The organism is Pseudomonas xionganensis (assembly GCF_009763245.1).
Taxonomy (GTDB): Bacteria; Pseudomonadota; Gammaproteobacteria; order Pseudomonadales; family Pseudomonadaceae; genus Aquipseudomonas; species Aquipseudomonas xionganensis.
Genome location: NZ_WKJZ01000005.1, coordinates 69,402 through 80,398, shown reverse-complemented (window position 1 = coordinate 80,398; position 10,997 = coordinate 69,402). Strand labels below are relative to the sequence as shown.

General features: G+C 62.4%; 9 protein-coding genes. 3 read left to right on the top strand and 6 right to left on the bottom strand.

What is annotated here, in order from left to right:
• Window positions 1-186 precede the first annotated feature (186 nt).
• The 5 genes from GJV18_RS18160 to GJV18_RS18140 are packed head-to-tail and all read right to left on the bottom strand — an operon-like array spanning window position 187 to window position 4,253.
• The gene (locus GJV18_RS18160) at window positions 187-783 is read right to left on the bottom strand and encodes a cytochrome c3 family protein (RefSeq protein WP_160347900.1); all 597 of its coding nucleotides are present in this window, start codon (window positions 781-783) and stop codon (window positions 187-189) included.
• A gap of 9 nt (window positions 784-792) precedes the next feature.
• Complete coding sequence (locus GJV18_RS18155; RefSeq protein ID WP_160347899.1) at window positions 793-1,272, bottom strand: nitrate reductase cytochrome c-type subunit; 480 nt, start codon at window positions 1,270-1,272, stop codon at window positions 793-795.
• 11 nt (window positions 1,273-1,283) lie between these two features.
• Window positions 1,284-3,788: a nitrate reductase catalytic subunit NapA gene (napA, locus tag GJV18_RS18150; protein ID WP_160347898.1), complete on the bottom strand. Its 2,505-nt coding sequence runs from the start codon at window positions 3,786-3,788 to the stop codon at window positions 1,284-1,286.
• Complete coding sequence (locus GJV18_RS18145) at window positions 3,785-4,045, bottom strand: chaperone NapD (protein ID WP_160347897.1); 261 nt, start codon at window positions 4,043-4,045, stop codon at window positions 3,785-3,787. Before GJV18_RS18145 ends, napA begins: the two co-directional genes overlap by 4 nt.
• A gap of 40 nt (window positions 4,046-4,085) precedes the next feature.
• The gene (locus GJV18_RS18140) at window positions 4,086-4,253 is read right to left on the bottom strand and encodes a periplasmic nitrate reductase, NapE protein (RefSeq protein WP_160347896.1); all 168 of its coding nucleotides are present in this window, start codon (window positions 4,251-4,253) and stop codon (window positions 4,086-4,088) included.
• A 179-nt stretch (window positions 4,254-4,432) separates the two neighbouring features.
• On the opposite strand from GJV18_RS18140, the gene GJV18_RS18135 reads away from it, so the two are divergent.
• Together GJV18_RS18135 and GJV18_RS18130 are read left to right on the top strand one after the other, a co-directional pair.
• A complete protein-coding gene (locus GJV18_RS18135; protein WP_160347895.1) occupies window positions 4,433-5,617 on the top strand; it encodes an MFS transporter in 1,185 nt (394 codons plus the stop codon).
• Between the two features lie 271 nt (window positions 5,618-5,888).
• Window positions 5,889-8,423, top strand: coding sequence for an EAL domain-containing protein (locus tag GJV18_RS18130; protein ID WP_218572191.1), 2,535 nt, complete (start codon window positions 5,889-5,891; stop codon window positions 8,421-8,423).
• Between the two features lie 109 nt (window positions 8,424-8,532).
• On the opposite strand, the gene GJV18_RS18125 is transcribed toward GJV18_RS18130, so the two are convergent.
• A complete protein-coding gene (locus tag GJV18_RS18125) occupies window positions 8,533-9,531 on the bottom strand; it encodes an AraC family transcriptional regulator (protein WP_160347893.1) in 999 nt (332 codons plus the stop codon).
• Window positions 9,532-9,688: 157 nt separating this feature from the next.
• On the opposite strand from GJV18_RS18125, the gene GJV18_RS18120 reads away from it, so the two are divergent.
• Window positions 9,689-10,828, top strand: coding sequence for an acyl-CoA dehydrogenase family protein (locus tag GJV18_RS18120; protein WP_160347892.1), 1,140 nt, complete (start codon window positions 9,689-9,691; stop codon window positions 10,826-10,828).
• The last annotated feature ends 169 nt before the right edge of the window (window positions 10,829-10,997 follow it).

The following is a 10,997-nucleotide window of genomic DNA, read 5'->3' as shown; positions in this document are numbered from 1 at the left end:
CGGTTTTTTGTTGGCTATATCCCATCAGGTGTTGATGAGCCCTGCTTGTGCAGGAACTTCAGCCGCGCACCTCGCGGATCAATCCGTTTCTGCAGGAGCGCAACAGCGAGCGGCGATCTCGCCATCCTGAGAGTGGGGCGGGCACGTGTTGCTGTGGCGTTCAACTCAAGCGGGCGGTTGGCCGGGTTACCAGCCCGGTACGCCACTCATATCCGGCAGCTTGTGGGCGATGCCCTTGTGGCAGTCGATGCAGGTGGCCTTGCCTTCGGCCAATGAGGTGGAGTGCATCTGCCGGGCCCGTGGGCTCTGTTTGGTGAAGTCCATATAGTCGAAGTTGTGGCAGTTGCGGCACTCAAGGGAGTCGTTGGTTTTCAGCCGATGCCATTCGTGTTCGGCCAGCTCGCGGCGCTTCTCCAGAAACTTCTCGCGGGTGCTGATGGTGCCGAAGATCTTGCCCCAGACCTCCTTGGAGGCCTGCATCTTACGCGCGATCTTGTCGGTCCACTGGTGCGGTACATGGCAGTCCGGGCAGGTGGCACGCACGCCGGAGCGGTTGCTGTAGTGAATGGTGGCCTGCAGCTCGACATAGACGTTATCGCGCATCTCATGGCAGGAAATGCAGAACTGCTCGGTGTTGGTGGCTTCCAGTGCGGTGTTGAAGCCACCCCAGAAGATGATCCCGGCGACGAAACCGCCCAGGGTGAGAAAGCCCAGGCTGTAGTGCACGCTCGGGCGACGCAGGATGCCCCAGTAATCCTTGAGCAGGGCCAGCAATGACTTCATAAGGCCTCCTCAGGGCTTGGCCGCATTGGCGGCTTCGCCTTGCAGCAACTGGTCGATGTTCTGGAAGTCGTTCTCCACCAGGGGTTTGACCTCATGCTGCGACACGTGGCACTGGGTGCAGAAGTAGCGCAGTGGCGCCACGGCAGCCAGGGGCTGGCCGTCGCGATCCATGTAATGGGTGATGCTGATCATCGGCGCCTGGCTGCGGGCGCTGCCGGCGCGGCTGTGGCAGGTCAGGCACTTATTGCCGTTGGCATCGACCTGATAGCCACTGATGCTGTGGGGAATGGTGGGGGGTTGTTCCGGGTAGTTGCGTTCGCGCTTGAGGTCCTTGTTTTCCTCGTTGGCGATGGCGGGCGTCGGCAGGCTCTGGCTGATGGTGCCGCCAGCGCGGCGGCCATCCGGGGCCGGGGCGTCCAGGGGGTAATCGGTGGCCACGGCCAGACCGAACACGCCAAGCAGTAACAGGGGCAGGACAGAAAGCTTCATGGCAGCGCTCCTCAGGCCAGGCTGATCAGTTCGATCTTCACCGCACACTTCTTGTAGTCGGTCTGTTTGGAGATCGGATCGGTGGCGTCCAGGGTGACCTTGTTGATCAGCTTGTTGGCATCGAAGAAGGGCACGAACACCAGGCCCTGGGGCGGCTTGTTGCGCCCACGGGTTTCGATGCGGGCGCGCATCTCGCCGCGCCGGCTGATGATCTTCACTTCGCTGCCACGCCGGGCCTTGAGGGCACTGGCATCGTCCGGGTGCATATAGACCAGGGCATCGGGAACCGCTCCATGCAGTTCCTCGACTCGCTGGGTCATGCTGCCGGTGTGCCAGTGCTCCAGCACGCGGCCGGTGCTGAGCCAGAACGGGTAGTCGGCATCCGGCGCTTCTGCAGCCGGCTCATAGGGCAGGGCGAAGATGATTGCCTTCTTGTCGGCATGGCCATAGAACTGCACGCCGCTGCCTTTCTCCACATAGGGGTCGAGGCCTTCGCGGTAGCGCCAGCGGGTTTCATTGCCGTCCACCACCGGCCAGCGCAGGCCGCGCGCGGTGTGGTAGGTCTCGAAGGGGGCCAGGTCGTGGGCATGGCCGCGACCAAACTGGGCGTACTCCTCGAACAGGCCCTTCTGCAGGTAGAAGCCGAAGGCTGTTGCTTCATCGTTGAGATGACCGGCCTCGATCTGCTCGACCGGGAACTGGTCGACCTGACCATTGGCGAACAGCACCTGGTAAAGGGTCTTGCCCTTGTAGGCGGACGCCTTGGCCAGCAGCTCGGCCGGCCAGACCTCATCGGTGGTGAAGCGCTTGGACAGTTCCACCAGTTGCCACAAGTCGGATTTGGCCTCCCCCGGCGCCTTGACCAGCTGATGCCAGAACTGGGTGCGGCGTTCGGCGTTGCCGTAGGCGCCTTCCTTTTCCACCCACATGGCGCTGGGCAGGATCAGGTCGGCGGCCTGGGCCGACACCGTGGGGTAAACGTCGGACACCACGACAAAGGTCTGGGGGTTGCGCCAGCCGGGAAGAATCTCCTGCATGATATTGGGGCCGGCCTGCATATTGTTGCTGGCCTGGGTCCAGTAGAACCTCAGCACCCCATCCTTGAGCATGCGGCTCTGCTGCACCGCATGGAAGCCGGGCTTTTCCTGAATGGTGCCGGGGGGCAGTTTCCAGATCTTTTCCGCGGTTGCCCGGTGCTTGGGGTTGGCCACCAGCATGTCGGCCGGCAGGCGGTGGGAGAAGGTGCCGACTTCCCGGGCAGTGCCGCAGGCCGAGGGTTGCCCGGTCAGGGAGAAGGGGCTGTTGCCCGGTTCGCTGATCTTGCCGGTGAGCAGATGGATGTTGTAGATCAGGTTGTTGGCCCACACCCCGCGGGTGTGCTGGTTGAAACCCATGGTCCAGAACGACATGACCTTGCGCTTGGGGTCGGCATACAGCTCGGCCAGGGCCTTGAGCCGTTCGGCCGGCACCCCGGTTTCCGTGGCGGTGCGCTCCAGGGTGTAGGGTTTGACGAAGGCGGCGAAGGCCTCGAAGGACATATCCGTCCAGGTATTGGCCTTGTCTGCGTTCTTGGCTTGCATTTCCAGCGGATGATCGCCGCGCAGGCCGTAGCCGATATCGTCGGCGCCCAGGGCGAACTTGGTGTGCTTGCGCACGAAATCCTGGTTGACCGCGCCGGATTCGATGATGTGGTTGGCGATGTAGTTGAGGATCATCAGGTCGCTTTGCGGCTTGAAGATCATCGGCATATCGGCCAGCTCGAAGCTGCGATGCTCGAAGGTGGACAGCACCGCTACCTTGACGTGGGGGTAGCTCAGACGCCGATCGGTGACCCGGCTCCAGAGGATGGGGTGCATCTCGGCCATATTCGAGCCCCACAGCACGAAGGCGTCGGCGGCTTCGATATCGTCATAGCAGCCCATGGGCTCATCCATGCCGAAGGTGCGCATAAATCCCATCACCGCCGAAGCCATACAGTGGCGGGCATTGGGGTCGATATTGTTGCTGCGCAGGCCCGCCTTCATCAGCTTGTTGGCCGCATAGCCTTCCCACACCGTCCACTGCCCGGAGCCGAACATGCCCACGGCCTCGGGGCCCTGTTCGCGCATCGCTTCCTTGATCTTTAGGGCCATGATGTCGAAGGCCTGATCCCAGCTGACCGGCTGGAACTCGCCCTGCTTGTCGTAGGCGCCGTTCTTCATCCGCAGCAGCGGCTGGGTCAGGCGGTCGACGCCATACATGATTTTCGACAGAAAGTAGCCCTTGACGCAGTTCAGGCCGCGATTGACCTCGGCCTTGACGTCGCCGTGGGTGGCCACCACCCGGTTGTCCCGGGTCGCCACCATCACGCTGCAACCCGTGCCGCAGAAACGGCAGGGCGCCTTGTTCCAATTGAGGTTGGTCAGGTCCGCCTCGGTGATCAGGTTGCTGGCGCTGGTGGCGATGGGCAGGCCAGCCGCCGCGGCGGCGATGGCTGCAGCATTGGCTTTGGCGAATTGGCGGCGAGTCAGCTTCATTGTGCAGCTCCTTCTGGGCTCAGCACTTCGTGATAAACCAGGGCGGCATTGAGCACGCCAGGTAGCTGGTTGATCTGTTCGATACGTTCGAGTATCTGCCGCTCATGCTCGGTTTCCAGCACCACCACCAGCTTGCCCAGGGGGCTTTCCTGGTGCAGTTCCAGCCCGTCCAGCAGGCGCAGATTGGCCTTCACCGCGTCGAGCAACTCCGGGCGAACGTGTACCAGCAGGCTGGCGATATGCAGGGCTTCGGCCATATTCCTTGGCTCCAGAGTGGTTGCGGGACAGGGGAGAGGGTCAGCTGGGTGGGCCGGGTGGGCCCAGGAGCATCTGCATAAACCAGATCAGGAAGCCGTAACCACCGACCAGGGCTACAGACAGAAGGGGGAAAAAGCAGATCACCAGAAACAGAAACAGGCGGGTTTCCTTGGCCTTTGTCCTGGGGGCGTTGTGTTCGGCAGACATGGGACGCGCTCCATTGCTCTACCCGGATCAGCCTAGACCCGGAAATCTGCAGGGGCAAACCGATAAGAGGGCATGACTGATCGGGCAAAGCCTCTGTGCCGCGCACGCAAAACCATGGGCCTGGTGCCGTGCTAACCTGCCCAGACAGCCGTTCCAGAGCTGTTTTTCCGAGAGCACTGATGCCCGCCAACACTGCTTCAACCCATTTGCACCGTGGCAGCAGCGCTTATCGCCGCGCCACGCTGGCGCTGTTCTGCGCCGGGTTTGCCACCTTTGCCTTGCTCTACTGCGTGCAGCCGTTGTTGCCGTTGTTGGCCGCACATTTTTCCGTATCGGCGGCCGACAGCAGCCTGGCGTTATCGCTGACCACCCTGAGCCTGGCCGTTTGTCTGCTGGTAGCCGGCGCGCTAGCCGAGAGCTGGGGGCGCAAGCCGGTGATGACGGCAGCCCTGGGTTTGGCGTCGCTGCTCGGCGGGGCCTGTGCGCTGGTCGACAGCTGGGACCATCTGCTCTGGCTGCGCGCCTTGCTCGGCCTGGCTCTGAGCGGTTTGCCGGCCCTGGCCATGGCCTATGTCGGTGAGGAGTTCGACCCCGAAGCCTTGCCGGCGGCGATGGGCCTGTATATCGGCGGCACCGCACTGGGTGGCCTGCTGGGGCGACTGCTCGCCGGTTTGCTCAGTGATCTCGGCGGCTGGCCGCTGGCCCTGGCCGGAGTCGCCGCTATGGGGGTGCTGGCGCTGGGGCTGTTTATCTGGCTGTTGCCGCCATCGCGGCATTTCCAGGCACAGTCGTTGTCGCTACGCGGGCTGCTGCGTAACTTTGCCCTGCACCTGGGTAACGGTGAATTGCGCCGTCTGTTCCTCCTGGCGTTTCTGCTGATGGGGGGCTTTGTAGCCTTGTTCAACTATGTCGGTTTTCGCCTGGCGGCGGCGCCATTCAGCCTGTCTTCCAGCCTCATCGGTCTGTTGTTTACGGTCTATCTGCTGGGCATCGTCAGCGCCGGCTGGGCGGGGCGACTGGTGCCCCGCTTGGGCGCGCGCCAGGTGATGCTGGGCGGCATTGCCATCATGCTGCTGGGTGTGGCGCTCTGTACCACGCCCTGGTTGAGTGCGGCGGTGACGGGACTGGCCTTGTTTACCCTGGGCTTCTTTGCCGCCCATGCGGTGGCCAGCGGTCAGGTGGGGCAGCGCGCGCATGGCGCCAAGGCGCAGGCCTCGGCGCTGTACCTGTGCGCCTATTACCTGGGCTCCAGCGTAATTGGCTACGTCGCCGGCTATATCTGGGAACACGCCGGTTGGTTGCCGCTGCTGGCGGTGCTGGCAGTGCTGTTCGTTCTGGCCGCAATGAGCGTGCGCAAGCTGTAGGCCAGCTGGGAGATATCTCGTGTCCGTCTATCGATGCGCTGGTTTGCGGCCTGAGCCTGGCCATGGATCGCCCTGGGCGCAGATCATACAAATCGCTACATAGATATGCCTGCACTTGGCTTCTCTTGAGGCCGCAAAGGACTACACTGCGAGCAATAAGAAAAAATAAAGTGCCAGTCACTGGCCGCAAACGGAGACATCATCCGTGCATCTGAACCGGGCTTTAAGCATCCTGGTCGCTGTTATAGTTGCCTGTCTGAGTCTCAGGGCTTTGGCTCAACCCGATCCGATAGCGATCACACCAGCGGCAGATATCCAGACCCACTTCCAGTTCTGGGAAGACACCTCAGGCCACGCGCTGATTGATCAGGTGGCCGTCCTGCCCGAGGAACACTGGTCCCTGGTTGGCAATGGCAGCGCCACCTTCGGTATCACACCGTCGGCGTACTGGTTGCGCTTTGCCCTGCGCAACCAGACTTCGTTCAACCTCAACCTGATTGCCGAACTGGGCTACTCCCAGTTGGACGATGTGGTGTTTTACCTCTATGCCGATGGCGCCCGAATCAAGGAACTGAAAACCGGTGACGGCCGGCCTTTTTATCCGCGTGACGTGGACCATCCGAGCATGCTGTTGCGCCTGTCCCTGGCGCCGGAAGAAACGCAGACCGTGTTTGTCCGGGTCGCCACCGCCGGCTCCATGATCGTGCCGCTGCGGGTCTGGCGCGAGCAGGCGTTTTTTGAAAGCGCCGCCTATGAGCTGAAGCTGCATTTTTTCTACTACGGCTGCATTTTTGTCATCATCCTGATCAACCTGGCGGTGTACCTGAGCCTGCGCGAGAAGCTGTACCTCTACTACGCCCTCGCGCTGTTTGGCTATTTGCTGTTTTTCGCCTCCATCAAAGGTTTCAGTTTTCAGCACCTCTATCCCCAGGCGCCACTCCTGCACGCCAAGGCGCTGCTGGTGTCGATCCCCGGCCTGGCGCTGTTTTCCCTGTTGTTCTGCCGGGAGTTTCTGAATACCCGAGTCAACAGCCCGCGGCTGGATAAAGTGCTGATCGGCATGATGGTGTTTGAGCTGCTGTACCTGTGCTCGGCGCCGTTTCTCGACTATCACCTGGGTATCCAGCTGGCCTCGTTTTCCGCGCTGCTGTTCTTTTCCCTGCTGCTGGTGGCCGGGCCCGTGGTCTGGATGGCGGGGGAGCGTTCCGGGGCCTTCTTTACCCTGGCCTGGTCGCCGCTGACGATCGGGGTGCTGGCAACGGCCGGCAGGGCGCTCGGGGTCTTTCCCGAGAGCTTTTTTACCGAGCACGCCATGCAGATAGGCTCCGGACTGGAGGCCTTTATTCTGACCCTGGCCCTGGCGGATCGACTTTACCGAGAGCGCGAAGACAAGATCAGCGCCCAGGCCGCCAGCCTCAAGGAGGCGCAATCGCGCAATATCGCGCAGCACCTGCTTACCGAGGCGCTGACCCACGACCCCGTGACCGGGCTGCCCAACCGCAACCGGTTCGAGTGGATGGTGGAGCAGCAACTGCAACAGGCGCCCGAGCGCCGATACATGGTGGGGCTGGCGCGGATCTCGCGTCTGGATGAAATCAACCGCACCCTGGGGCTGGCCAGGAGTGAATGGATCATGAAGCGTGTGGCCGAGCAAATGGTCGAGCTGGCCGCCGCGTTGCCCTTTGTGCACAGCATTCGTGACGACCAAGGCCGCGAGGAGCGTGTTTATCACCTGTCCGGGGACTGTTTCTGCCTGCTGGTTGATGTGGACAAGGCGGGCAGCGATTTCTCGGCTCTGAATATTGCCCTCAGGCGCCTGGCCGAGCCCATATGGCTGGATCACCTGGCAATCGAGCTGCACCCCCGCTTTGGCGCGGCCAGTTACCCCGAACACGGTCGATCGGCTGCCGAGCTGATCCGCAATGCCCACGTGGGCATGGAAATCGCGCCCCGGGGCGGTAACGAAACCGGCGTCTATTCGCCCAAGTACGATATTTACAACGAGAGCCGGCTGACGCTGATGGCGGATCTGCGCAATGCCCTGCAGCAGAATCAGATGATGCTCTACTACCAGCCCAAGCAGGACCTCGAAAGCGGACAGATTGTCGGGGTAGAGGCCTTGATCCGCTGGCACCATGCCGAGCGCGGTTGGGTAAATCCGGCCGATTTCATCCCCCTGGCCGAAGAGACAGGCGTGATCACCCAGCTGACCCGCTGGGTGATCGGCCAGGCCACCAGCGATCTGGCTGACCTGCACAACGAACGCCAGCGGTTGAGTGTCGCCATCAATATTTCCGCCCGCGATCTGGAGTCCAGCGAGCTCAAGGATGCGCTGGACCTGGCCTTGCAGGACAACGGTCTGCAGGCACACGCGCTAACCCTGGAAATCACCGAAACCGCCGCCATGCGCGACCCCGCCCGCAGTCTGAAGGCGCTGAATGTCCTGGCTGAGCAGGGCTACCAGATTTCCATCGATGATTTTGGCAGCGGCTACTCCTCGCTGTCCTACCTCAAGCAACTGCCGGCTTCGGAGCTGAAGCTGGATCGCTCGCTGATCGAGGATATCTGCATCAGTGAAAGCGCCGACGTGATCGTCTCCACCGCCATCCAGATGGCGCGCAGCCTCGGTTACCGGGTCGTGGTGGAGGGGATTGAAGATGCCGAAACGGCCGAGCGCCTGAAGGCCAAGGGGTGCGACCTGCTCCAGGGCTTCTGGCTGTGCAAGCCCAAGCCGATCCATGAGCTCAAACAGTGGCTCAAGGATTATGAGACTGACGGGCGCGCGGCGCGCTCCCTGGGGCTATAAGCCGCTTCAGCCAAGGCAACGCCCTTGCATGGCAGGGTGGGCAACCGCGCAGCGTCTTCCGCCAGGGCGAGCTGATGGCGATCGTCGCGCTCGATCCAGGCTAGGGGCTCTATCCCTCCTGCGCCCGGTAGGCCCCAGGCGTCAGCCCCGTCCATTTCTTGAACGCCCGGTGAAAGGCCGAGGGCTCGGAGAAGCCCAGCTGTTCGGCAATATTCTGAATGGCCAGCTCATCGCGGCCCAGGTGGTAGATGGCCAGGTCGCGGCGCAGATGATCCTTCAGCTCCTGAAAGCTTGAGCCTTCTTCGCGTAGATGGCGGCGCAGGGTCTGGGGGCTGATATGCAGCTGCTGCGCCACCGCCTCCAGATCCGGCCAGTTGCGACAGTCACGGCCGAGCAGGCGGCGGATCTGGCTGATCAGGCTGTCGCCACCATCCGGGCGGGCCAGCAGGTCGGCGGGGGAGTGCTGGAGGAATTGCTTGAGGGTGCGTTCGTCCTGCAGCAGCGGCATGGCCAGGTAGCGGGCGTGGAACAGCAGGCTGGTGCGCCCGGCCGAGAAGCGCCGGGGGCAGGGAAACAACAGCTCGTATTCGCCCACATGGACCGGCTGCGGGTAGGTGAAGGTGGCTTCCTCCAGGCGGATGCGCTGGCCGATCAGCCAGCTGCCCAGGCGATGCCAGATCACCAGCAGGCTCTCCACCAGAAAGTGATCCGGGTCCCACAGGGTCGAGTCATCCACGCTCAGGCGCGCCCAGTCACCTTCCCGTTCCAGGCTGATACTCGGTGCCTCGGGGAACAGGCTGTAGAACAGCGCGCCACGGCTCAGGGCGCGCTCCAGGGTGCGGCAATGGATGATGGCATGTCCCATCATGGCGAAGGTGCCGCGCTTGCTCGGCAGGCGACCAAAGCCCAGGTATTCGTCGTCCAGGGTTTCCCACAGCAGTTGCATCAGGCGGGCGAACTGCTCGGGGGCGATGCGCGCCCGGGGTTCATCCAGTAGCGCCGGTTGGATCCCCAGCTGGCGCAGTAGCGGGGTCGCGTCATGGCCCTGGCGCTCGGCACCGCGCAGGGCGGCGCGGACAAAATGGCTGGCGATGGTGCGTTCGCGCATAACGACTCCTGGTTGATCGGCCGATGGTAGGCGGCGTGCACCGCTGAGGACAAGCCAGCCGAGCGATTGGGTCAATCGAGCCTGAGCGCATGGGTCATTGAGGCGGCAGCCATGCGGGGCCTAACCTGCAGCACGACCTCACAACAGGGAAGCCCCCATGCAGCGCACACTCTTCGATACCGAGCACAACATGTTCCGCGACGCCTTTGCCGCCTTTCTGAAGAAAGAGGTGGTGCCGTATCAGGACGAATGGGAGGCGGCCGGGGTGGTCAGCCGCGAGGTGTGGAAGAAGGCCGGTGACATGGGCTTTCTGTTGCCCTGGGCGGATGAGGAGTACGGCGGCGCCGGGCTCAAGGACTTCCGCTACGAGCAGATCATGTGCGAGGAGCTGGCCAGGATCAACGAGCCGGGCTTTATGCTGCCGCTGCACTCGGCGCTGTGCGGCCCCTATATCGCCGAGTATGGCAACGCGGAGCAAAAAGCGCGCTTTATGCCGGGCATTATCAGCGGCGAGCTGATTCTCGCGGTGGCCATGACCGAACCGGGCGCCGGCTCGGATCTGGCCGGCATGCGCACCACAGCGGTGGACAAGGGCGACCATTTTGAGCTGAACGGCTCCAAGGTGTTTATCTCCAACGGCCTGCTGGCCGATGTGGTGATAGTCGCGGCCAAGACCGACCCCAATAACAAACACGCCATGGGTCTGTTTCTGGTGGAACGCGGCATGCCAGGTTTCGAGCGTGGCAAGAACCTGGAAAAGCTTGGCATGAAGAGCCAGGACACTGCCGAGCTGTTCTTCAATAACGTCAAGGTGCCCAAGGAAAACCTGCTGGGCGATGCCAAGGGCGGTTTCTTCTACCTGATGAACATGCTCGCCCAGGAACGCCTGACCAACGCCTGTGGCGCGGTGGCCGGCGCCGAAGCAGCGCTGCAGACCACCATCGAGTATGTGCGCGAGCGCAAGGCCTTCGACCGGCCGATCTCGCACTTTCAGAACACCCGCTTCAAGCTCGCCGAGATGCGCACCCAGATCGATGTGGCCCAGGTCTTCGTCGACCGCTGCGTGCTGGATCACAACCAGAAGAAGCTCACCCCGGAAGTGGCCGCCGAGGCCAAGCTGTTTACCACCGAGCTGTTGTGCAAGGTGGTGGACGAGGGCGTGCAGCTGCATGGCGGCTGGGGTTATATGTGGGAGTACCCGATCTGCAAGATGTACGCGAACGCGCGCATCCAGCGCATCTTCGCCGGCACCTCTGAGATCATGAAGGAAATCATCAGCCGGGGCATGAAGCTCTGAGCACCAGGGTTTTAATACTGTAGGAGCCAGCTTGCTGGCGATGCTTTCTCGATGATCGGATCGCCAGCAAGCTGGCTCCTACAAAGTGCAATGCCCAATGGACCAGGTGTTATCCGAGCGAGTACAAGGTTGTTGTTCAAACGCTAACGTTCATGTCTGCAAAACAATA

Coding starts and splice junctions, on each gene's coding strand:
- GJV18_RS18140 (WP_160347896.1), bottom strand. CDS start 4,253: ATGTCTGCCGAACACAACGCCCCCAGGACAAAGGCCAAGGAAACCCGC.
- GJV18_RS18125 (WP_160347893.1), bottom strand. CDS start 9,531: ATGCGCGAACGCACCATCGCCAGCCATTTTGTCCGCGCCGCCCTGCGC.
- napA (WP_160347898.1), bottom strand. CDS start 3,788: ATGAAGCTGACTCGCCGCCAATTCGCCAAAGCCAATGCTGCAGCCATC.
- GJV18_RS18160 (WP_160347900.1), bottom strand. CDS start 783: ATGAAGTCATTGCTGGCCCTGCTCAAGGATTACTGGGGCATCCTGCGT.
- GJV18_RS18145 (WP_160347897.1), bottom strand. CDS start 4,045: ATGGCCGAAGCCCTGCATATCGCCAGCCTGCTGGTACACGTTCGCCCG.
- GJV18_RS18155 (WP_160347899.1), bottom strand. CDS start 1,272: ATGAAGCTTTCTGTCCTGCCCCTGTTACTGCTTGGCGTGTTCGGTCTG.
- GJV18_RS18135 (WP_160347895.1), top strand. CDS start 4,433: ATGCCCGCCAACACTGCTTCAACCCATTTGCACCGTGGCAGCAGCGCT.
- GJV18_RS18120 (WP_160347892.1), top strand. CDS start 9,689: ATGCAGCGCACACTCTTCGATACCGAGCACAACATGTTCCGCGACGCC.